The sequence below is a fragment of the Gymnodinialimonas sp. 57CJ19 genome (assembly GCF_038396845.1).
GTDB lineage: Bacteria > Pseudomonadota > Alphaproteobacteria > Rhodobacterales > Rhodobacteraceae > Gymnodinialimonas.
The window spans coordinates 2,690,091-2,713,069 of sequence record NZ_CP151587.1 but is presented as its reverse complement, the minus strand read 5'-3'; the positions used below and the strand labels follow the sequence as shown (position 1 = coordinate 2,713,069).

Annotated in this window: 20 protein-coding genes; 10 read left to right on the top strand and 10 right to left on the bottom strand. The window is 62.4% G+C overall.

What is annotated here, in order from left to right:
* The first annotated feature begins 10 nt into the window (after positions 1-10).
* Entirely contained in the window at positions 11-796 is a 786-nt protein-coding gene (locus AADW23_RS13295; RefSeq protein WP_341861426.1) for a 3-hydroxybutyrate dehydrogenase, read from the top strand.
* A 69-nt stretch (positions 797-865) separates the two neighbouring features.
* Positions 866-1,213: a pentapeptide repeat-containing protein gene (locus AADW23_RS13290; protein WP_341861425.1), complete on the top strand. Its 348-nt coding sequence runs from the start codon at positions 866-868 to the stop codon at positions 1,211-1,213.
* A gap of 56 nt (positions 1,214-1,269) precedes the next feature.
* Here the strand turns inward: AADW23_RS13290 and AADW23_RS13285 are convergent, their stop codons facing one another.
* The gene (locus tag AADW23_RS13285) at positions 1,270-1,554 is read right to left on the bottom strand and encodes a hypothetical protein (protein WP_341861424.1); all 285 of its coding nucleotides are present in this window, start codon (positions 1,552-1,554) and stop codon (positions 1,270-1,272) included.
* A gap of 214 nt (positions 1,555-1,768) precedes the next feature.
* On the opposite strand from AADW23_RS13285, the gene AADW23_RS13280 reads away from it, so the two are divergent.
* Positions 1,769-2,797 (top strand): patatin-like phospholipase family protein, encoded by a 1,029-nt coding sequence (locus AADW23_RS13280; RefSeq protein ID WP_341861423.1) that lies wholly within the window; start codon positions 1,769-1,771, stop codon positions 2,795-2,797.
* A gap of 13 nt (positions 2,798-2,810) precedes the next feature.
* Here AADW23_RS13280 and AADW23_RS13275 read toward each other — a convergent pair whose 3' ends face one another.
* Entirely contained in the window at positions 2,811-3,437 is a 627-nt protein-coding gene (locus tag AADW23_RS13275; RefSeq protein ID WP_341861422.1) for an XRE family transcriptional regulator, read from the bottom strand.
* Positions 3,438-3,504: 67 nt separating this feature from the next.
* Between AADW23_RS13275 and AADW23_RS13270 the strand changes: the two genes are divergently transcribed.
* From AADW23_RS13270 to AADW23_RS13260, 3 genes are all read left to right on the top strand, one after another.
* Complete coding sequence (locus AADW23_RS13270) at positions 3,505-4,950, top strand: class I adenylate-forming enzyme family protein (RefSeq protein WP_341861421.1); 1,446 nt, start codon at positions 3,505-3,507, stop codon at positions 4,948-4,950.
* A complete protein-coding gene (locus AADW23_RS13265) occupies positions 4,947-5,609 on the top strand; it encodes a DsbA family oxidoreductase (RefSeq protein WP_341861420.1) in 663 nt (220 codons plus the stop codon). The genes AADW23_RS13270 and AADW23_RS13265 overlap by 4 nt, the downstream gene beginning before the upstream one ends.
* An 82-nt stretch (positions 5,610-5,691) precedes the next feature.
* On the top strand, positions 5,692-6,906 hold the full coding sequence (locus AADW23_RS13260; protein ID WP_341861419.1) for a multidrug effflux MFS transporter: 1,215 nt from the start codon (positions 5,692-5,694) through the stop codon (positions 6,904-6,906).
* A gap of 39 nt (positions 6,907-6,945) precedes the next feature.
* On the opposite strand, the gene AADW23_RS13255 is transcribed toward AADW23_RS13260, so the two are convergent.
* From AADW23_RS13255 to AADW23_RS13245, 3 genes are all read right to left on the bottom strand, one after another.
* The gene (locus AADW23_RS13255) at positions 6,946-7,671 is read right to left on the bottom strand and encodes a DUF2306 domain-containing protein (RefSeq protein WP_341861418.1); all 726 of its coding nucleotides are present in this window, start codon (positions 7,669-7,671) and stop codon (positions 6,946-6,948) included.
* A 77-nt stretch (positions 7,672-7,748) separates the two neighbouring features.
* Positions 7,749-11,216 carry a transcription-repair coupling factor gene (mfd, locus tag AADW23_RS13250; protein WP_341861417.1) on the bottom strand — a complete coding sequence of 1,156 codons (3,468 nt, stop codon included), beginning with the start codon at positions 11,214-11,216 and terminating at the stop codon, positions 7,749-7,751.
* Positions 11,217-11,258: 42 nt separating this feature from the next.
* Complete coding sequence (locus tag AADW23_RS13245) at positions 11,259-11,777, bottom strand: component of SufBCD complex (RefSeq protein WP_341861416.1); 519 nt, start codon at positions 11,775-11,777, stop codon at positions 11,259-11,261.
* A gap of 151 nt (positions 11,778-11,928) precedes the next feature.
* Here AADW23_RS13245 and hemB point away from each other — a divergent pair, with 151 nt between their 5' ends.
* From hemB to AADW23_RS13225, 4 genes are all read left to right on the top strand, one after another.
* The gene (gene hemB / locus AADW23_RS13240; protein WP_341861415.1) at positions 11,929-12,927 is read left to right on the top strand and encodes a porphobilinogen synthase; all 999 of its coding nucleotides are present in this window, start codon (positions 11,929-11,931) and stop codon (positions 12,925-12,927) included.
* Between the two features lie 145 nt (positions 12,928-13,072).
* Entirely contained in the window at positions 13,073-13,648 is a 576-nt protein-coding gene (locus AADW23_RS13235) for a YSC84-related protein (RefSeq protein ID WP_341861414.1), read from the top strand.
* A gap of 93 nt (positions 13,649-13,741) precedes the next feature.
* Positions 13,742-14,230, top strand: coding sequence for a DUF302 domain-containing protein (locus tag AADW23_RS13230; RefSeq protein ID WP_341861413.1), 489 nt, complete (start codon positions 13,742-13,744; stop codon positions 14,228-14,230).
* 51 nt (positions 14,231-14,281) lie between these two features.
* Positions 14,282-16,762 carry a penicillin acylase family protein gene (locus AADW23_RS13225; protein WP_341861412.1) on the top strand — a complete coding sequence of 827 codons (2,481 nt, stop codon included), beginning with the start codon at positions 14,282-14,284 and terminating at the stop codon, positions 16,760-16,762.
* Positions 16,763-16,768: 6 nt separating this feature from the next.
* Here AADW23_RS13225 and hflX read toward each other — a convergent pair whose 3' ends face one another.
* The 5 genes from hflX to AADW23_RS13200 form a co-directional block, all read right to left on the bottom strand.
* Positions 16,769-18,019, bottom strand: a complete 1,251-nt coding sequence (hflX, locus tag AADW23_RS13220) for a GTPase HflX (RefSeq protein ID WP_341861411.1) — start codon at positions 18,017-18,019, stop codon at positions 16,769-16,771.
* Between the two features lie 53 nt (positions 18,020-18,072).
* Positions 18,073-18,306: an RNA chaperone Hfq gene (gene hfq, locus AADW23_RS13215; protein ID WP_011455365.1), complete on the bottom strand. Its 234-nt coding sequence runs from the start codon at positions 18,304-18,306 to the stop codon at positions 18,073-18,075.
* Between the two features lie 115 nt (positions 18,307-18,421).
* Positions 18,422-19,939 carry a potassium transporter TrkG gene (locus AADW23_RS13210; protein WP_341861410.1) on the bottom strand — a complete coding sequence of 506 codons (1,518 nt, stop codon included), beginning with the start codon at positions 19,937-19,939 and terminating at the stop codon, positions 18,422-18,424.
* 12 nt (positions 19,940-19,951) lie between these two features.
* The gene (trkA, locus tag AADW23_RS13205; RefSeq protein WP_341861409.1) at positions 19,952-21,328 is read right to left on the bottom strand and encodes a Trk system potassium transporter TrkA; all 1,377 of its coding nucleotides are present in this window, start codon (positions 21,326-21,328) and stop codon (positions 19,952-19,954) included.
* Between the two features lie 253 nt (positions 21,329-21,581).
* On the bottom strand, positions 21,582-22,979 hold the full coding sequence (locus AADW23_RS13200) for a sigma-54 dependent transcriptional regulator (protein WP_341861408.1): 1,398 nt from the start codon (positions 22,977-22,979) through the stop codon (positions 21,582-21,584).

The window sequence follows — 22,979 nt, the reverse complement described above, 5'->3', positions numbered from 1 at the left end:
GAGCACAACAATGGCCATCATTACTGACATGTCCGGCAAGACCGCCATCATCACCGGATCGAACTCTGGCATCGGGTTGGGAATCGCCCGTGAACTGGCCCGCGCCGGGGCCGATGTTGTCCTCAATTCCTATACCGATGACGAGGCCGACCACGCGCTCGCCGCTGAAATCGCGGCAGAGCACGGGGTGACGGCCCGCTACATTCAGGCCGACATGTCCAAAGGCGACCAGGCCCGCGCCCTGATCGAGAAGGCCGGCACCTGCGATATCCTGATTAACAACGCCGGCATCCAGCACGTTGCCCCGATTGATGAGTTTCCGACAGGCAAGTGGGACGCGATCATTGCGATCAACCTCTCGTCCGCCTTTCACACCACCGCCGCTGCGCTTCCGATGATGCGCAAAGCCGGTTGGGGCCGTGTGGTGAACATCGCCTCTGCCCACGGGCTGACGGCCTCTCCCTACAAATCCGCCTATATCGCGGCCAAGCACGGGATCGTCGGCATGACCAAGACCGTGGCCCTGGAAACCGCGCAAGAGCCGATCACCGCCAATGCCATCTGCCCCGGCTACGTGCTGACGCCTTTGGTGGAATCGCAGATCCCAGACACCATGCGCGAATACGATATGTCGCGTGAGGATGTGATCAAGAACGTGATGCTCAAGCGTCAGCCCTCCAAGGAATTCGCCACGACCGAGCAGATGGGCGGCACGGTTGCGTTCCTGTGCTCGGCGGCGGCAGACCAGATCACCGGCACAACCATCAGCGTTGACGGCGGTTGGACCGCGTTGTGATATCAACGGCGCGGGGGCGATGCGCCGCTTCCCCGCGCCAACAATGACGTCTCAATCAGGAGAGCCCGAATGGCAGACCAACCCGAAGCTGGCCGCGATAAGCTGCAAATCAGGAATATGTATTTGTGCGGGTCAACCTTCACCTCGGTGAGCTTGAAGGACGCAGAGTTCCGCGAGACCCATCTGATGGGGGCCGTGATCGACGATGTGAACGCTACGGGCCTGAAGTTTCACAACGTGAACCTGACGGCAGCCTCGTTCGAGGATGTGAACCTGTCGATGACGACGATCAATTCTGCCAATCTGGAAGGGGTGTCCATCACCAACGCCAATATCACCGATATGACGATCGAGGGCGTCAAAGTCAGCGACATGATCGTCCTATGGAACAAGATACATGGCGACGACGACGGGTGATCCATGGCTACGGTAACCGCCCCAAAACCAACGGCGTTGGGGCGGCGCAGTCTTATTCAGCCCTCGGGCAGGGCGTTCAGGCAATCGAAGGCGGCGACACGGTGCGCATCGTAGGTGGTACGATCTTCCGTCGACAAGGCGTCACGCTCATCGCTGCGCACGGCGCTAACCTGGTTGAACCAGACCGTATGCTGACGGGCGACATCACGGGTTTCAGCGGCACAGGCCGCCTCACGCTCTGCGGCGGCTTCGGCCACCAAATTGGAGCCGCCGCCCAAGACAAAGAACCAGACCGCTGCGCCCACAAGGGCAAGGGCCACAATCGCAATTACTGCGCGCATAAGAGACTTCCTTCTGAAATTGGCATTGAGATCAGGCCGATGGCCCACCTCCGCCTTCTTAGTGTGCAACCAGACATACAGCAGCCAACATCCGCAACAATGCGGTGAAACCGTACCTTTTACGCCCCATCCCCCTTGCGCCCTGCCCCCGGACCATGGCCAAAGCCCCCGGAACAAGACCCAAGACAAGACCCACGACCAAAGGACGCCCTCTATGACCAAACGGATCAACCTTGCCCTTCAAGGCGGCGGTGCCCACGGGGCGTTTACCTGGGGCGTGCTGGACACCCTGCTGCAAGAGCCCGAGATCGAGATCGCTGCCATCTCCGGCACCTCGGCGGGGGCATTGAACGGGGCGGCGGTGAAATCGGGCCTGTCGCAAGGCTCCAACGCGGCGGCGATCGACACGCTGGCTTGGGTCTGGGAAAAAGTGGGTGCCATCACCGATCCGACGTTTACGCCCTGGCTCAATATGTTCTCGCCCCAAGCGGTCAGCGCAATCCTGGAAACCTCGATCCCGTTTCTGGCCGGGGATGCCTATTCCCGTGCCGTCAGCCCCTATGCCTCGGGGCCGTTCTACAAGAATCCCTTGCAAGACATTGTCTCGGAGCTTCACTTCGATAGCATCTGTGACGACAACGGCCCCGCGTTCCATATCTGCGCCACCAACGTCCGGTCCGGCAAAATCCGTGTGTTCACCGGAGATGAGATCAGCCCCGAGGCGATCATGGCCTCGGCCTGCCTGCCCACCATGTTCCGCGCCGTGGAAATCCAAGACCCCACCACCGGCAAGCAAGAGGCTTATTGGGACGGCGGCTACACCGGCAACCCGGCCCTTTTCCCCCTATTCGCGCCCGACCTGCCGCGCGATATCGTCATCGTCAATATCAACCCGCTGCACCGCGATGAGGTGCCGACAACGGCCCGCGCGATCCAGAACCGGATCAATGAGATCAGCTTCAATTCCTCCTTGTTCCGGGAATTGCGGGCGATTGATTTCGTGCAGCGCCTTTTGCACCGCGACATGATTGGCGGGGATGCCTTCAAGGATGTGCTGATCCACATGATCGCCGATGATGAGCTGATGCGCCAACTCTCGGTGGCGACCAAGGTCATTGCGACGCCGCAGGTGATGCACCAATTGCGCATGGCGGGGCAGCACGCGGCGCAGAATTTCCTGCGCGATGCGATTGATCATATTGGCGAGGATAGCACTCTCGACTTGCGGGGTATGTTCGAATAGCGCGGCAGCGCGCTTACGCCAGTGACGTCACCCAAAGGATCGTCGCGTCATCGTCCGAGGTAGACACGACGTTATGCCCCATCGCGGCATCGTAATAGGCGCTGTCCCCACGAGACATGTCAACCGGTTGATAAAACTCGGTGAATAGCCGCACGGTGCCGGTTAACACATAAAGGAACTCTTCCCCCTCGTGGCGCACCCAACCGTCAAACTCGTCGAAGGCACGAGCACGGATGCGGGCGCGGTAGGGCAGCATGGACTTCTGCACCAATTGGTCGGCCAGCAGCTCGTGCTCGTAAGTTGTGGTGGCGTGGGCCGCCCCCTCGCCGCGTTTCGTGGTCACCATGCGCCCGCCGCCCTGCGGCGTGGCCGAGGGCGTGAACAGCTGCGGCACCGAAATCCCAAGCCCACCCGCCAGCTTTTTCAGCGCGTCATAGGTGGGCGACATCTGACCGTTTTCGATCTTTGACAGGGTTGATCGCGCCAGCCCCGCTTCGCCGGCGGCCTGTTCCAACGTCCAGGCGCGTTCCTTGCGCAGTTCGCGCACCCGCGCGGCAAGGTCTACGGGCAGCGGCGCGGCCTCATCGCCGGTGGCGCGGGCGATGCGGATCAGGCTGGGGTTGTCAGGCAAATCACTCATGTAGCGTGCGATAACGCACAGGGACTGTCCCTTGCAACCGTCCTGAGTGTCTCATACCCAATGCATTATGCCCTGCCCGTCCCGCTTTAACCTTTCGTCCTATGTGCTGTCCAAAGCGCGGGAGACGCCCGATAAGATCGCGCTGGCGATCCTTGGGCCCGCACGGGCAGAGCGGTGGTCCTACGCGCGGCTGGAAGACGCCGTGGCGCGGGCGGCGGGCGGCTTGGTTGCAGCGGGGTTAACGCCCGGTGATCGGCTGATGCTGCGCCTTGGCAATTCGGCGCGGTTTCCCATCGCCTATCTGGGGGCGATCCGGGCAGGTATCGTGCCAATCCCCACGTCTGCTGCCTTTACGAAGCGCGAAATTACCGTTATTTCCCAGACACTTCCGCCCGACGCCGTGCTGGCAGAGGAGGGCATCGCCCTGCCCGATGCGCCCTGCCCCGTGCTGTCGCCTGACGTGCTGGATGGCGCGCCCCTTGGCCCCCATGACAGCGCCGCCGATGATCTGGCCTATATCGTTTTCACCTCGGGCTCATCGGGTAGACCCAAGCCCGTGGCCCATGCCCATCGGGCGGTTTGGGCTCGACGGATGATGTGGGAGGGCTGGTACGGCCTGCGCCCCGACGATCGGTTAATGCACACGGGCGCGTTTAACTGGACCTATACCCTTGGCACCGGCTTGCTGGACCCTTGGGCGATGGGCGCCACGGCGCTGGTTCCTGCCCCTGGCACTGCGCCTGAAAGCCTTGCTTTATTGGCAAAACGCCATGATGCGACCATTCTGGCAGGCAGCCCCGGCATCTTCCGCAAGCTGCTTCACGGCCCCCTTCCACCGATGCCGAAACTCCGCCATGCCCTCTCCGCTGGAGAGGCTCTGCCTCCGTCGCTCCGCACCCGTTGGCAGGCCGCGACCGGCACCGATATTCACGAGGCTTTGGGGATGTCCGAGGTCTCGACCTTCCTGTCGGGCTCCCCCGCGCGTCCCGCGCCGGAAGGCACCACGGGTTACCCCCAAAAAGGTCGCCGCGTTAAGGTTAACGACATGGTTAGCGACGGGTGCCTTGCGATCCACGGAAGCGACCCCGGCCTGATGTTGGGGTATATCAATGGTAGATCAATTGATCTGCCCCTACGTGACGGATGGTTTCAGACCAGTGACCGGGTCGAAGAGGCAGAGGACGGCGCGTTCCGCTATCTGGGTCGCGCCGATGATGTTCTGACGGCGGGCGGCTTTCGGATCGCGCCGCTGGAAATCGAGCATGTGTTTGACGCGCACAAGGACGTGACCGATTGCGCCGCTTTGACGGTCCATCCGAACCCTGAAACCACCATTCTCGCCCTTGCCTATTGCGGCCCTGCAAGCGAGGATCAGTTGAAAGAGCACGCACGCCCTCTTCTTGCACACCACAAACACCCCCGTGCCTATTTGCGCATGGAACGCCTGCCCCGTGGGGCCAATGGCAAACTGAACCGAGCCGCCTTGAGAGCGGCCGTTAAGGACTTGATATGATTAAACTAGACATCCTCTCGGACCCGATTTGCCCTTGGTGCTACATCGGTTGGTCCAACCTTGCCCGCGCCATGGAGGCACGCCCCAACCACCCCTTCACGATTGAATGGCATCCGTTCCAGCTGAACCCCGATATGCCGGAAGGCGGGATGGACCGCCGCGCCTATCTGGAAGGCAAGTTCGGTGGCAAGGACGCCGCCGTGAAGGCCTATGCGCCCGTGGCCGAGAAGGCCAAGGAAGCAGGACTTGCGATGAACCTGGAGGGGATCAAGCGCACACCAAACACCCGCGACGCCCATCGGTTAATCCATTGGGCTGGGATCGAGGGGCGTCAGACCCCCACCGTTCTGGCGCTGTTTCGTGCCTATTTCGTGGATGGTCGCGATATTGGCGACCGGGAAACGCTGCTGGATATTGCCCAAAGCGTCGATCTGGACCGCGACATGATCGCCAAGCTCTTTGAGAGCGGTGCCGACGCCGATGATATCCGTGCCCGCGACACCCATGCCCGCGAGCGGGGCGTTCAGGCGGTGCCGACCTTCATCGTCGCCAACCAACACGCCGTCCCCGGCGCGCAACCGCCCGAGCAATGGGAAGCGATCATCGACGATTTGAACGCGCAGCTTGAGAAGGCAGACCAAGCAGACAGCGCGGAATGACCCATCTAGCCGCCATGTGTTTGATCCCCCGACACGACGCCCCGATCTGGAGCGCCCTTGCGATATTCTGGAGACGAAAACCTTGATCAAAGCGCCAACAGCTCGGCTTTCCACCGGCGAATTCATTGCCTTGATGGGAATGGTCTTTGCAACAATCGCCTTCTCGATGGACGCGATGTTGCCCGCTCTCCCCCAAATCGCAGAGGAGCTTTCCCCAAGCGAGCCGACTTTGGCGCAATTTGTGCTGACCAGTTTTGTGGTCGGCATGGGCGTTGGCACCATCTTCGCGGGCCCGTTGTCGGATCGGTTTGGCCGCAAGCCGGTGATTTTCATTGGCTCTGGCATCTACGTCTTGGGCGCGTTTCTGGCCTATATCGCGCCGACGTTGGAACTGGTCCTTGCGGCCCGTGTGTTGCAAGGCCTGGGCGTTGCCGGCCCCCGTATCGTGGCCATGGCGATGGTCCGAGACCTGTATTCCGGTCGCGAAATGGCACGCATCACTTCGTTCGTGATGTTGGTTTTCACCATCTTCCCGGCCATCGCGCCCTTGATCGGAAACGGGATCATTACCCTGTTTGACTGGCGCGCCATTTTCCTCGCCTTTGTGGTTTTCGCCATTATCTCGGTCGGGTGGTTGATGCTGCGCCAGCCCGAAACCCTGCACCCCGAGGACCGCCGCCCCCTGAACCTCGGCAATCTATGGGAGGGCACGAAAGAGGTCATGGCCGTGCGGCAAATGCAATTGTCGATTGCGGTGCAAACCCTGATCTTTGGGGCGCTTTTCGCGAGTATATCCTCGATTCAGCAAATCTTCGACCTGACCTATGGGATGGGCCATTGGTTCCACTGGCTGTTTGCCGCCATCGCCCTGCTGACCGCGCCTTGTGCGCCAATCAACGGACGTTTTGTGGTGCGGATCGGGATGCGTCCGCTTATCTCTCGGGCGCTGGTGTTCCAACTGGTCTGTTCGGTGATTTTCATCGGCTCCCTGATGCTGGGCGCCGCCCCGGAGGTAGAGGTCTGGTACTACTTCGCGTGGTCCGTGACGGTCTTCATGATGATGGGGTTCACCATCGGCAACCTGAACGCGCTGGCGCTGGAGCCTCTGGGCCATGTGGCGGGGCTTGCGGCCTCGATCATGGCGGCGATTGGCACGATTGGCGGCGCGGTACTGGGCGGTATCATTGGCCAGCTTTACAACGGCACGGCCCTGCCCCTGGCCGCCTGCGTGGGTGTGCTGGCGTTGGTCGGCGTGGTGATCATGCGGCGGATGCCACGGGAGAAAACGGACGGGTAAGGGCGCTTAGGCGGCAGAGGAGCGGCAGAGGGCGAAACGCTACTCTGCCGCCTGAACCGCGGGCCGCGCGGCGCGGTTTTGTCGGTGCCACCACCAGGCCACCACCAGCACATTGGGCACCCAACAGGTCCAGCCGAGGTAGGGAAACACCACGTCCATATCCCAGAAAATCCGCAGGATCGGCAGTTGCAGGCGGAAAGACACGGCCCCGAAACTGAGCGCCGCCATCATCACCATCCAGCGTTGGTGCAGCACCAAACGCTTGGTCTTGATCGCCCAGATCCCCATGACCAAGGCGCCGAACCACGCAACCGAACCCATGGCAAAGCCCAGTTCCGACCAGAACGGCAGGGTCATGTTGAAACTGATCGGCGGCGTTGTCAGGGCTGCGATGGTCACGATGGGCACCAGCGCCCACCCCAGATAGACATGCTTGCGCCGGTCCCCGCGCCGCCACATGCGGCTGACTTGCACCGGCACCAGAAGAACGGCCAAACCCCCAAAGATCATGTGGACGGCCAGAATAGAGCCTACGTTTTCAATGTGATAGGCGACATGGTCGGCCCCGCGAGAGATACCTTCCACCACGAATCCGGCCCAAGGGGCATCGAATCCTTCACCCCAATGGGCAAAGACGCCGTAGATCAGCCCCGGCGGCACAAACTTGAAGGCCGAGGCCGCAGAGATGAACGAAAACAGCAAAAACGCGATCCAGCCCCAGCGGGGGATTTGGCGTTTGGGAAGCGGTCTGGTGGGGTCTGACATCGGGCTTTGATCCTGAACGGGTGACGTCGCACTGGGCGCGTTTTAACCCGCCCACAGGGCCGCGGCAATGCGGCGGTTCACCCCTTTGCAAACACCGCCAAATCACGCGCGACGGCGAAGGCCCCCTTGATCTTGTCGGCGTCTTTGGGCCAGTCGGCCATGACCACGATCTTGTTGTCCTTCACCTTCGCGCGGCCGTTCTGGTCCTGCACGAATTGCACCAGCCCTCCGGGGTTGGGGAATTTGTCGTTGTGGAACTGGATCGTCACGCCTTTCGGCCCCGCGTCCAGCTTGGCGATATGGGCGCGTTTGCACATGGCTTTGATGCGCACGACCAAGAGCAACGTGTTCACTTCCTTGGGCAATTTGCCGAACCGGTCGATCAACTCGGCCGCGAAGCCCTCCAGATCCACCTTGGTTTCCAACTGCGACAGGCGGCGGTAGAGGCCAAGGCGCACGTCGAGGTCGGGCACATAGGCTTCCGGGATCAGGACCGGCACACCAAGGTTGATCGTCGGCGACCATTGGCCGTCGCTGTCGCCCAGAAGCCCCTCGCCCTCGCCGGAACGGATCTTGGCAATCGCCTCTTCCAGCATGGACTGGTAGAGCTCGAACCCCACTTCCTTGACGTGGCCCGATTGCTCCTCACCCACGATGTTGCCGGCGCCGCGAATGTCGAGGTCCTGGGACGCAATCGTGAAGCCCGCCCCAAGGCTGTCGAGGCTGCCCAGAACCCGCAGCCGCTTCTCGGCTGACGGTGTCAGCTTTCCGCGCGGCTTCGTCGTCAGGTAGGCGTAAGCCCTTGTTTTCGCGCGCCCCACCCGGCCCCTGATCTGATAGAGCTGCGCCAGCCCGAACATATCGGCCCGGTGAATGACCATGGTGTTGGCGGTGGGGATGTCGATGCCGGATTCCACAATCGTCGTGGCCAGAAGCACGTCATATTTGCCGTCGTAGAAGGCGACCATGCGGTCGTCCAACTCTCCGGCGGCCATCTGCCCGTGGGCGGTGATGAAGCTGACTTCGGGGACGTGATCGCGGAGAAATTCCTCGATCTGCGGCAGGTCTTCGATGCGGGGAACCACGTAGAACGACTGCCCGCCGCGATAATGTTCGCGCAGCAGCGCCTCGCGGATGGTGACGGTGTCGAACTCAGAGACGTAGGTGCGGATGGCGAGGCGGTCCACGGGCGGCGTGCCGATCATCGACAGGTCACGGACGCCGGAAAGCGACATCTGCAAGGTGCGCGGGATCGGCGTGGCCGACAAGGTCAGCACGTGAACGTCACTGCGCATCTCCTTCAAACGTTCCTTGTGGGTGACGCCAAAGCGCTGCTCTTCGTCGATGATCATCAGGCCAAGGTTCTGGATCCGCACGGTTTTCGCCAGGATCGCATGGGTGCCGATGACGATGTCGACGGTGCCGTCGGCCAGGCCCTTGCGCGTCTGCTCGGCCTCTTTGGTGCTGACGAACCGGCTGAGTTGGCGGACCGTGATCGGGAACCCCCTGAAGCGGTCCTGGAATGTCTTGGCGTGTTGCCGCGCCAGCAGCGTCGTGGGGGCCACCACGGCCACCTGCATGCCTGAGGCCGCCGCCACAAAGGCCGCGCGCATGGCGACCTCCGTCTTGCCGAAGCCCACGTCGCCCACCACAAGGCGGTCCATCGGGCGGCCCATGGTGAGGTCTTCCAGCACATCCGCAATCGCTGAAAGCTGATCGTCCGTTTCCTCATAGGGGAAGCGGGCGTTGAACGCCTCCCACATGTCGCCGGGCGGCTCGAAGATCGGGGCCTTGCGCAACTCGCGCTCGGCAGCAATGCGGATAAGCTTGTCCGCAATCAGGCGGATGCGTTCCTTCAGGCGGGCCTTCTTGGCCTGCCATGCGCCGCCGCCGAGTTTATCCAGTAGCCCATCGTCATGGCCATAGCGCGACAGCAGTTCGATATTCTCGACCGGAAGGAACAGACGGTCTCCGCCCGCATATTCCAGCGCGATACATTCGTGCGGCGCACCGGCCGCTGTGACGGTTTCCAAACCGTTGTATCGGCCCACGCCGTGATCCACGTGAACGATAAGATCGCCGGGCGACAGGCTTTGGGCCTCGGTCAGGTAATTGTCGGCGCGTTTAACCTTGCGCTTGGGGCGGATCAGCCGGTCCCCCAACACGTCTTGTTCCGAGATCACGGTGACACTGCTGCCCTTGGTGATCGGCCCGGTGAAGCCTTCTTCAAGCGGCCAGACGGTCAGGTTGACGGAGCCCTTGCCGCCAATCCCCCGGGCATCGTTAACGCGGTTAACCTCTGTCAGACCTTCGTCTTCCAGAAGGCCCTCCAACCGCTCCCGCGCGCCTTCGGACCAAGAGGCGATGACGACCGCGCCATCTTTACGCATCGCTTTAACATGATCCGCCAAGGCCGCGAAAAGGCTGATGTTTTCTTGCTGCCGCTCCGGCGCGAAAGAGCGCCCGACACGTCCGCCCGCATCAATGATACCGGGTCCGGGGGCCGCAGCGTTAACCGAGAATTGCACCAGGCGGTGTCCGTCCACGGCAGCGGTCCATGCGGCATCGTTCAGATACAGCAACTCGGGCGCGGCGGGCTTGTAGACGGTGTCCAAACGCCCCTTCTGGGTCAGGGCGGTTTTGCGGGTGTCGTATTGGTCGGTGATGCTCTCCCACCGGGCCAAGCGCTGGGGCGTGGATTGGTCATCGAGCGTGATCGTCGCGCCGGGGAGGTAATCGAACAGTGTCTCCAACCGCTCATGGTAGAACGGCAACCAGTGCTCCATCCCCTGCGCCTTGCGCCCCGCCGAGACGGATTCATAAAGCGGATCTTCCGAGCCGCCTGCCCCGAACTCTACCCGGTAATTCTGCCGGAACCGCGCGATGGCGGCGTCGTCAAGGATGACCTCGGACACGGGCGCAAGCTCCACCCGCTCCAGCTTTTCGGTGGTGCGTTGTGTCACCACATCAAAGCGCCGCGCCCCGTCGAGCGTATCGCCAAACAGGTCCAGCCGCACGGGGCTGTCTTCGCCCGGCGGCCAGACGTCGATGATGCCGCCGCGCACGGCGTAATCGCCGGGCTCGCTAACCGTGGGAGACTGCACGTAGCCCATGCGCACGAGGAACGCGCGAAGGGCCACTTCATCGACCCGGCCCCCGACAACGGCCGCGAAGGCCGAGGGCGCCAGAAGATCACGGGGCGGCACGTATTGGGTGGCGGCGTTCAGCGTGGTCAGAAGAATAAACGGCCCCGAAAGCCTCGCCGCCAAGGTCGCCAGCGTCGCCATGCGGGCGGCGGAAATCTCGGCCTGGGGGGACACTCGATCATAGGGCAGACAATCCCAGCCGGGAAACTCCAGCACAGGCACCTTGGGATTGAAGAAAGCCAAGGCCGTGGCCATGGCACGCAGGCGTTTGTCATCACGGGCCACATGGACCACGGGCGCACCTTTTGCGGCTTCGGCCAGCACAAGGGTGGCGTCAAAGCCTTCAGGCGCTCCGCCGCAAAGAATATGGGCGCTTGGGATATGAGTTTGATCAGCCATGGATCGCCTCACCTACGCCGAAGCGCGGTCAAGTCAAGCCTGTCACCCCAAGGGGCCGACGTTGACGTTTTGGTACATGCCCCAGAAAGCGGTGACAAAGATGAACACGACGCCCAACATCTGAACCATCGTGCGGTGCTGGCGCAGGATCTGCGGCACATGGCGATAGTCATCTGCTTTCAGGCGGTAAGACGTCCAGACACCAAGCGCGATCACCAGCATGGAGGGGCACAAGAGCAGGAAAATCGCCTGCGAAAACTCCACCCCATAGGCCCATCCCGTGACAGCAAGGCCCGACAGGATAAAGGTCGAAAAACCCATCGCAACGGTGCCGGAGGTCTGCGCGTAGGTCACGTTACGTTCCGCGTTCATTCGGGTGAGCACCAGCAAATCCTCGGCTGCCTGCGCGTCGCCGCGTTTGGACCGGGTGACAAGGTAGTAAGGGACGCCGACGGTCCAATGGCTCATCGAGGACCACAGGATGGCAAGGACTATCCAATACCACAGGTTTGAGAACGACCGGAGGTCGATCACTTCGGTAAGAAGATCGAAGAAGTCCAAAGGGTATTCCAATTAGGCAGGCGGCAATTTTGCGCACCATATGCGCGGCGATAGGCAGATGCTAGTCCCCCGTTGTGTTGGGGGTGGCCTTGCGTGGCGTGCGTTGCCGTGGCACCTCTGTCGCGCCTGAAATCAGCGAAAGTTTGTTCCCATGACCGTCAATCAAGCCTCGTTTCCGCAGACCCGTTTTCGGCGCAACCGGTCCTCGGGCGCGCTGCGCAATCTGGTGCGCGAAAGCCAGCTGTCGGTCCATGATCTGATCTGGCCCGTTTTCGTCTGCGCCGGCACCAATGAGCGGCAGGCCGTAGCCTCGATGCCCGGTGTGGAGCGCCTATCGGTTGATCTGGTGGTAGAGGCCGCGCGGGACGCGGCCCGCCTTGGCATCCCGGCGATCTGCATCTTTCCCTACACCGACCCTGCCCTGAAAACCGAGCTTTGCGAGGAGGCCTGGAACCCGGACAACCTGTCAAACCGCGCCATTCGTGCGATCCGGGATGCAGGGATCGAGATTGCGATCATGACCGACATCGCACTGGACCCCTACAACATCAACGGCCACGACGGCATCGTGCGCGACGATGTGATCGTCAATGACGAAACGGTCGAGGCGCTGGTGAAGATGGGGCTGGCCCAGGCCGAAGCGGGGGCCGACATTTTGGGGCCGTCCGATATGATGGACGGGCGCATTGGCGCGATCCGCTCCGTGCTGGAGGCCGAGGGCCATACAAACGTGACGATCATGTCCTACGCTGCGAAATTCGCCAGCGCCTTCTACGGCCCGTTCCGCGATGCGGTGGGCGCGTCGGGCGCATTGAAGGGCGACAAGAAGACCTACCAGATTGACCCGCTGAACGCCCGAGAGGCCCTGCGCTGCGTCGAACGCGACCTGAGCGAAGGGGCGGATATGGTGATGGTCAAACCCGGCATGCCGTATCTGGACCTCTGCCGCCAGGTCAAAGACCGCTTCGGCGCACCGACCTTTGCCTACCAGGTCAGCGGCGAATACGCGATGATCCAGGCGGCGGCGGGCAACGGTTGGATCGACGGAGACAAGGTCATGCTGGAAAGCCTGATGGCGTTTCGCCGGGCGGGCTGTGACGGGGTGTTGACGTATTTCGCACCGCGCGTGGCGAAGCTGTTGAACGGATAGCGCACGTCCTGCGCCCTGACATCGGCGAAAACCCGCAGATGCAGTGGTTTCACGGATGACAGGGCAGGTTTTTCGGCGTATTCTTGCCGCCAAGGATCGGGGCGCAAAGTCCCGGCAAATGCAGTTATATAGGCAAGGTATTCCCATGGCAGATGGTCTTTCGACACCAGCGCTTTCCCGGCGTTCCGTTCTTCTCGGCGCGGGATCACTCCCGCTTCTCGCAGCATGCGGCAACCCGCTGGGCAACGCCAATGCGCCGCGCATTGATAGCCGCGTAGACGCCGCGATCGAGTTCATGCAGCAAGAGGTGCCCGGCACCGCGGACCTGATCTCGCAGGCCTCGGGCATGTTGGTCATGCCGCTGATTTCCGAGGCCGGTTTCGGCGTCGGCGCAAGCTACGGACGTGGCGCGTTGCGCGTGGGCGGGGCGACGGTGGATTATTACTCGGCCGTGTCCGGCAGCTTTGGCTTGCAGATCGGCGCGCAACAATATGCGCATACCTTGTTCTTCATGACCCCCTCTGCCTTGGCCGATTTCCGCGGCTCTGTCGGGTGGTCCGTGGGTGCGGATGTGCGCTATGCGGTTAACACCAACGCGGGCAATCTGGGCTTTGATACGGCTACATTGGCCGAGCCAGTGATTGCGGTGATCTACGGCCAAGCGGGCCTGATCATCGGGGCAACCCTGGACGGCACACGCTACACGCGGATCATTCCGTAAACGCCGCACGCCAAAACACCCTCGCGCATCTGTGACTGGCCGCCTACCCGTGGCCAGTCCACTGTGCCACCTCCACCCTGTCGGAGGTCTTTCATGCTGCGCGCGTTTCTTGCGATCCTGATCCTAGCCCTGCCCCTGTCCCTGCCTGTTTCGGCCCAAGAGGTCGCCGACATTGCCCCGCTACCGGGGTGGGAGGTCCACGCCACCGCCCATGATTTCGCGACCCTAACCGAACGGACCCGCGCCGCCGTCAGCGACAATGGCTTGGCCGTCGTGACCCGCGCAGGCCCCACCGCCGCCGCCGCAAACAGGGGCGTCACCATCCCCGGCAACATGGTCATCGGCGCTTTCAACAACGCTTTCGCCGTGCGCATCGTGCGCCTGTCCACGCCCGCGATGATCCACGCCCCGATCCGCCTTTACGTCACCGAAAACGCCGACGGCACTGGGACGCTCAGCTATATCCGCCCCTCGCACCTATTCGCCCCCTATACCGACGCCGCCGCCCCCGATTTGGCCGTGGCCGCGCGGGAACTGGATGTGATCTTTGCCGCCATTGCGGCACAGGCCGCTGCAAGGTAGAGATTTGCGATGCGCATGCGCGACTCTCTGGGGTGAAAGGCCACGCAACCGATGATGACTCTCCTGCGATGGCTGACCCGTCTTGTCGGCGCTGGACTTGTGATCGTCGTGCTGGTCGGCACCTTGTTTTACTGGATAGCCGGACGCTCGATCCCCGAATATGAAGCCGATTGGACGGTTCCCGGCCTGCAAGCCCCGGTGGAAATCGTACGCAACACCGCCGCTGTGCCCCATGTCTTCGCCCTGACCGATCACGATGCCTACTATGGGCTCGGCTTCAGCCACGCCCAAGACCGCCTGTGGCAAATGCTGCTGATGCGCCGACAGGGCCAAGGGCGTCTTTCCGAAATCTTCGGGCGGCGCACGCTGGAGATTGACGACCTGATGCGCAGGCTGGATCTGGATGGCCACGCGAGCCGATCCCTGAATGCCTTGTCCGATGAAACCATGGGGATCTTGCAGGCCTATGCCGACGGCGTGAACGCATGGCTGCGCCTGATCGGCACCGAGGCCTTGGGGCGCGGCGCTCCGGAGTTGTTCCTGTTCGAGCCGGAAATTGCCCCGTGGCGGCCCACGGATTCTGTCCTGATCTCAACGCTGATGGCGCTGGAGATGGCGACGCACCACGAGAATGAGATCCTGCGGGCGCGGGCCTCGCTTGCTCTGCCCGATCCGGCGCGGATCACCGACCTGATGCCCGATGCGCCGGGGTCTGGCGCAGCCGAACTGGGGGATTTCGCCAGCCTGATGCAGCTGCCGCGCCGGATGTTTGCCGAAGCCACGGGCGCGAGCGCGCCGCGCGATCCCCTGCACCCCAATGCCTTTGGGCTGAACCGGGGCGGCGCGTCCAATGTGTGGGCTGCGACCCCTGCCCGCTCGGCTGCGGGCGGTGCCCTGATGGCCTCGGACCCGCATATGAACCTGACCGCGCCCTCCACCTTCTATCTTGCGCGGTTGGAGCTGGCCACGGGCGGCGTCATCGGGGCCACCATCCCCGGTATGCCCACCATCCTCAATGGCCGCACAGACCGGCTCAGCTGGGGGCTGACCGCCGCCTATCTGGACGACATCGACCTCTATATCGAACAGGTTAACCCTGAGAATTCTCAGCAATACCGTACGCCCGACGGTTGGGCCGATTTCGACACCCGGCGCGAGATTATCGAGATCGCCGATGAAGCCCCCGTCACCATTACCCTGCGCAACACGGTCAACGGTCCCGTCATCCCCGGCGCCCATTGGAACGCGGGCAGCGTGACCCCCGCGGGCCATGTCATGGCGATGCGCTGGACCGCGCTGACCGACGAGAACACAACCATCCAGGCCGGGCTGCGCCTGATGCGGGCGCGAACCATCGAAGAGGCGTTGGAGACCGGGGCCGACTACGTCGCGCCCTCGGCCAACCTGATGCTGGCCTCGGAAGATGGGCGCATTGCGATGCAAGTGATCGGCCATATGCCCTGGCGCTTGATCGAGCATGAGACCCAAGCCCGGATGCCGTCGCGCGGGTGGGTGGAAGGCAACCTGTGGCAAGGCACGACGCAATATTTCGCCAACCCCACCTTTCTGGACCCCGAAAGCGGCGCCTTGGGCAATACCAACAACAAGATGGTGGAGCGTGATTTCCCCCTTCATGTCAGTTACTTCTGGGGCGACACGCAGCGCATTCAGCGCCTTGGCCTGCTGATGGAAGCAAGAGAGGTTCACACCCGCGACAGTTTCATCGGGGCGCAGCTTGATACCGTGTCCCCCGCCGCGCGCAACCTGCTGCCGCTGGTGGCGCGGGATCTGTGGTTCACCGGCCAGCCCGCCGCCATCGGCACGACTGAGCGCTTACGCCAGCGGGCGCTGGAGCTTCTGGCCGATTGGAACGGCGAGATGAACGAACATTTGCCCGAGCCGCTGATTTTCGCCGCGTGGATGCGGGCGTTGCAGCACCGCCTGATCCGTGACGATATTGGCCCCTTGGCCGAAGAGTTCTGGCAGGTGGAACCGGTGTTTCTGGAGCGCGTGTTCCGCAACATCGACGGCGCCTCAAGCTGGTGCGATGTGCGCCCGTCCAACGCCATCGAGACCTGCACCGACATGGCGGAACTGGCGCTGGACGAGGCGCTGCAGGAGCTGTCGGAAAGCTACGGCAGCGACATTGAAAGTTGGCGTTGGGGCGCGGCCCATGAGGCGGTGCATGTGCATCCGGTCCTGGGTGACACGCGGCTGTTTTCGTGGATCGTGAACATCCGCCAAGCAACATCGGGCGGCGATTTCACCCTGAACCGGGCCGCCACCCCCGGCACCGGGCCGGAGCCCTACATCAACATCCATGGCGCGGGCTATCGCGGGGTTTACGACTTCGCCGACCCCGATAGTTCAGTATTCATCATCTCTACCGGGCAATCGGGCCACCCTTTCAGCCGTCACTACGACGATATGGGAGAGCTTTGGCGGCGCGGGGAATATGTGCCGATGACGCTCGACCCAGAGCTGGCACGCGCTGCCAACCTTGGCATCACGGTGCTGTCGCCGCCCCAGTAAGGCGCCCTACAAAGAGCGGAACGCCTTTTGCTGCCGCGCGGTCCAGAGAACGGACAATTCAGTGCCGTCCTGGCCCGGCAGTTCGCTTTCCACCACGCCCTGCTCAAACAGCCAAGCGCGCTTGCGTCCGTCGCTGTGGGGCAGTGTGACCACGTCCTCGAACCGCGGCGGAGACAGGGATTCTGACACCGCTGCCAACATCTCGGCCATGCCTGCGCCGGTCAGGGCCGAGGTGGCAAAGATCGCCTCGTTCCGGTCGGCTTCGGTCTGGCGGGCCTCTTGCGCCTCTGCATCCAGAAGATCGAGTTTGTTCCAGACCTCCAGCTGTGCGGATTGGTCCGACACGCCCAGATCGGCCAGGATCGTATGCACATCCTTGGCCTGCTCGGCCGATTGCGGGTGGCTGATGTCGCGTACATGCACGATCAGATCAGCGTCGAGCACTTCTTCCAGAGTGGCGCGGAAGGCGGCCACAAGCTGCGTTGGCAGATCGCTAATGAAACCCACCGTATCGGACAGGATTACATCGGTGCCATCGGGCAATGTCACGGCCCGCATGGTGGGGTCGAGGGTGGCAAAAAGCATGTCTTTCGCCATCACGTCAGCGCCCGTCAAGCGGTTGAAAAGCGTCGACTTTCCGGCGTTGGTGTAGCCGACCAGGGCGACAATCGGATAGGGCACCTTGGCCCGGGCAGACCGGTGCAGGGCACGGGTTTTCACCACCTTGCCCAATTGCCGTTTGATGCGGGTCACGGCCTCATCAATGGCGCGGCGGTCGGCCTCGATCTGGGTTTCACCGGGGCCGCCCACAAAGCCAAGCCCGCCCCGCTGGCGTTCCAGGTGGGTCCAGGCCCGCACAAGGCGCGTGCGTTGATAGGACAAAGCCGCCAGTTCGACCTGCAACACGCCCTCACGGGTGGCGGCGCGGTCGGCAAAAATCTCCAGGATCAACCCGGTTCGGTCCAGAACCTTGCAGCCCCATTCCTTTTCAAGATTGCGCTGCTGCACTGGCGTCACGGGGCCGTCGATCAACACAAGGCCGATATCCAGCGCCTCCACCAGATCGTGCAATTCCTTGATCTTGCCGGTGCCAAACAACAGGCCGGGCTGCGCACGGGGCAGACGCACGACCTGGGCGTCAACGACTTCCAGATCGGGCAGCGCGGCGGCAAGGGCCACGGCTTCATCCAACGCGAATTCGGGCGCACGACGGGCACGGTCGGACTTGATATCTGGGTGCAGGACAAGCGCCCGCATTGGGCCTTTTTCAAGGTCCCCGTCCCCGAGTTCAGTGGCGCGGCTATCGGCGCTCACTCTTCCCCGTCGTAAAGGCTGATGGGTTGCGCAGGCATTACGGTGGAAATCGCGTGTTTGTAGACAAGTTGCGACTGTCCATCGCGGCGTAAGAGCACACAAAAGTTATCAAACCAAGTGATGACACCTTGCAGTTTCACGCCGTTTATCAAGAATATCGTCACCGGAACCTTCGTCTTGCGGACGTGATTCAGGAACGCATCCTGCAAGTTTTGTTTATTTTCGGCCATTTTTTTATACGCCCTGTTGGTGTTTTTGGCCCGAGGTTTTCCCCGGTTACGTTTCGTGCCCGTCCACTATGTCTGCGATTCTGCAGGATTTCCACCCCCGGCTGTTGACTCTCCGTCAATCGCGCCAGAACGCGGGGTTTAGTAGCGCAATCATCACAAGGGTTTCGATACGGCCCACGATCATCGCGCCCGCGCAGATCAGTTTCGCGATATCGGACAGAAGGAAGTAATCAATCGGCTCGGCCCCGGCCACCGAAGCCAGCGGCCCGGTCGTTGTCAGGCTGGAGATCGCAAGGATGGTAGAGACTTCAAAATCAAGGCCCGTGGACGACAGGCCCACCATCACCACCGCGATGCTCAGCACCAGCAACATGAATACGACCCATGCGATATAGGCACCCTCGCGGCGAATACGCCGCCCCAGACGGCCCGCACCGGCGACCGAGTTGGGGTAGATCAATTTCCCCATCTCGCGCACCCCATGTTTATAGAGCGCATAGACCCGCAGCAGTTTCACCCCGCCCGCCGTTGTCGCCACGCCGCCGCCCATCAACACCAGTCCGACAAGCAGCAACCCCGGTGTTTGCAGCCCCGACCATGCCCGCGCGTCGCCCCAGGCTTCGCTGACGAAACCCGTCGTGGTGAGAAACGAGATCACGGTGAAGACCGCCCCCCACAGGGCCGAAACGGCGGCTTCGCCGTCTGCCAGCTCGTGCACCTCGTAGGCGCCAAACCAGTGGCGGACGAACAAAAGCGTCGGCAGCACGATGCCAGCAAAGAGCGCCAGGCGGATTTCGCGGTCTTTGGTCAGGCGTTCGCGCAATTCCCGGCCCGCGCCGCTGGAGTAGGTGCGCCGCGACAGGGCAAAGAGGAAGAACACGAAAATCAGCGCCTCGCCAAACATCCCCACGGGCCGCTCTGCCAGCCCGCTTACGGGGCTGATGCCCGATGTGGCCAGCGTGGACATGGCGTGGATGGCCGCCACCAACGGGTCCTCTCCGCCAGCGGTCAGGCCCACGGCCAGCACGACCGTCAGACCCGCATAGATCGGCGTCAGGCGCACGGCGTGTTTGCGCAACCTCTCGGACGCGCCGGCGGCCCGCATCTGGCCACGGGCGTTCACGATCTTGCCCTGAACCGTCGCCTCCGATGTCACCTCGTAGCCGCCAAGGTTCAACGGCGCGAGAACCGCAAAGGCGGTGATCCAGATCAAAAGCCCGCCAAACCACCCCACAAGGCCGCGCCAAAGGTGCACGGCAGGGGCAAGGCGTTCGGGGTCAAAAACCTCGGCCCCGGTGGTGGTCAGGGCCGAGACCATATCGAGGTAGACGTTGATGAAGTAGGTATTGCGCACCGCCTGATCCATCGGCAGCGCCAAGACCAGAGGCAGCCAAAGGTAGGCCAGAAAGAGCGAGGCCAGATGGCTGCGCTCAGACGGCGGGCGGCGTGGCGTCTGGCAGGCAAACCCCAGAAGGATCGCCCCCATGCCCACCATCATCGCGGTATAGAAAAACACCCGCCCGGTCGCGAAATCCTGCATCCCCGTGGCCACGGCGGCCGGGATGAACATTGCCCCGGAGGCCACGAATATCAGGATCGCGAAGAACGGCAGATTGCGGAAATAAGCGGTCATCGCGCGCGGCTGTCAGAAAAAGTCGATGGAGACTTGCAGCAGCGTTTCAACCGCTGGCACGTCCGAGGTCAGCGCGAAGATCACCACGGCGTCGCCCTCCTCGATCCGGGTGGCGCCGGTGGGGCGGAACACCTTCTTGCCGCGCTGCACCGCGCCCAGAAGCGCCCCTTCGGGGAAGTCGATATCGCGGATGGTCTTGCCCGCCATGGGCGAAGTGGACAATACCTGCGCCTCGATCACCTCGGCCTCGGCATCACCGATGGAGTAGACACCACGCACGCGCCCGTGGCGGATATGGCGCAGGATCGAGCTGACGGTGGTCGAGCGCGGGTTCACGTAGGCATCAATCCCAAGGGGCGACATCAGCGGCACCAAAGTGGGATCATTCACGAGGCTGATCGCCACCCCCGCCCCGGCAGATTTGGCCCGCACAGAGGCCAGCATGTTGGTCTTGTCATCATCGGTCAGGGACAGCACCACATCGGCCCGTTCCACCCCGGCTTCCCGCAACAGATCAATGTCGAGCCCGTCGCCGTGCAAGACGATCGTGCGCTCCAAGGCATCGGCGGCCCGCTCGGCGCGGGTGCGGTTCGCCTCGATCACCCGGGTGCGCATCCTTGTGGCAGATTTCTCCAGCCGCGACGCAACGCTCAGGCCGACATTGCCGCCGCCGATAATCACGATGCGTTCGGGCATGGCACGGGTTTTGCCGAAGATCTCCAGCGCACGGGCCACGTCATCAATGTGGCTGAACACATAGATCTGGTCGCCTGCAAACATCTGATCGCCGGGCTCTGGCGCAAACAAGGTGCCCTCGCGCCGGATGCCCACAACGATGGCGCGCAGGGTCGAGAACAGTTCCGACAATTGCTTCAGAGGGGTTGTGAGGACGGGGCAGTCTTCGTCCAGCTCGATCCCCATCAGTTGCGTGCTGCCACCCAGGAAGCTTTCGGTATCAAAGGTCGAGGGCGACGCGATACGGTTCAGCACCGCTTCGGCCACTTCCTTCTCCGGGGAGATGACCACATCAATGGGCAAGTGATCGCGCCGGTAGAGGTCGCTGTAGATCGTGTCGAGATAGCTTTGCGCCCGCAGACGCGCAATCTTGCGCGGCACGCCAAAGACCGAATGGGCCACTTGGCAGGTCACCATGTTGACCTCGTCCGAGAAGGTGGCCGCGATCACCATGTCGGCATCGCGCGCGCCTGCACGGTCCAACACATCGGGGTGGCTGGCAAAACCTGTGAGGCCCTGAACGTCCAACGTATCCGTCGCCCGCCGCACAAGATCGGCGTTGTTATCGACCACGGTGACATCGTTGTTTTCCGAAGAGAGGTGCCGCGCGATTTGCCAGCCAACCTGGCCCGCGCCACAAATAATGACCTTCATGTGGGGGCTTTCCCGTGACGATCCGAATGGCCGTCTTGTTCGCAGTTTGCGAGGGCCGCGTCAATGTCGGGCGTGGCGTTGGGGTGCGGGGGCGGGATTGAGTTGTATTTGCCAAGATGAAGGAGGGAGCGTTGTGCGGCACATTGGCGGCAGCGATGCCCGCAAGCGGGGGGGAGTGGCTGGCTGACCTCGGGACGTGTGGTGGCGGCGAGGACAGCCTTTGGCTGGAGGAGCCGTTGGAGGGGCGTGTGCCCTACCCTTCGCTGACCTGCGCCACCCGCGTTCCTGCCTTGGACGTCGTGACCACGCCAAGGGATTTGAGTTTCCGGTGCAGCGCCGAGCGTTCCATGCCCACGAAGCTGGCGGTCCGGGAGATATTGCCGCCGAACCGGTTGATTTGAGCCATGAGGTATTGCCGCTCAAACAGTTCTCGCGCCTCGCGCAGGGGGAGTGTCGTCAGGGAAGCCGACAGGGCGAGATCATCTTCGGAGGTGGGCGCTTCTTCCTGTCCCGGCAGATCGCGGGCTTCGATCGGGCCGGAGCCGTCGCCCAGGATCATCACCCGCTCGATCACATTCTTGAGCTGGCGCACATTGCCCGGCCAAGCCATCGTTTGCAGCATCGCGCTGGCGTCTTCGCCCAACTCGCGGGCCGCCATGCCTTGTTCCTTGTTGAACAGGTCAATGAAGTAGCGCGCCAGTTCCGGCACGTCCTCACGCCGATCTTCCAAAGACGGCACTTCGACCGGGACCACGTTGAGGCGGTGGTACAATTCTTCACGGAACCGCCCTTCGGCAATTTCCGCGTTGAGGTCTTTGGTCGTGGACGAGATCACCCGCAGGTCCACCCGTACTTTCGCTGTGCCGCCCACCCGGGTGAAGCTTTGGTCCACCAACACGCGCAGAATTTTGCCCTGCGTCGCCAAGGGCATATCTGCGACCTCATCGAAATAGATCACGCCGCCGTGGGCTTGTTCCAGCAGGCCTTGTTCCACCCCCCTTTGTTGGCTTTCGCGGCCAAAAAGCACCTCTTCCATATGGTCAGGCTGGATCGAGGCGCTGGAGACCGTCACGAAGGGCGCATCGGCGCGGTTGCTTTCGGCGTGGATGTAGCGCGCGGCCACTTCCTTGCCGGTTCCGGGGCCGCCCGTCAGCATCACGCGGCCGTTGGATTTTGTCACTTTATCCAGCTGGCTTTTCATCGTGCGGAACGCCGAGGAGCTGCCGATCATATCGGCCGAGCGTGTTTCCTGGCGACGCAGAGACACGTTTTCACGGCGCAGGCGGCTGGTTTCCATCGCCCGTTTGATAACGACCATCAACTGGTCAATGTTAAAGGGCTTTTCAATGAAGTCGTAGGCGCCCTGCTTGATCGCCGCGACGGCGATTTCCACATTTCCGTGGCCCGAGATGATCACCACCGGAACCTCTGGGTTATCGCGCTTCACATGGCCCAGGATATCAATCCCGTCCATGTTGCTGTCCTTGAGCCAGATATCCAGGATCATCAGCCCCGGCTCGGCTTTGTTCAACTCGGCCATGGCCTCGTCCGAATTGCCCGCCATGCGGGTGCTGAAACCCTCATCCTGCAAAATATCGCAGATCAATTCCCGGATGTCGCGTTCGTCATCGACGACAAGAATATCACTCAT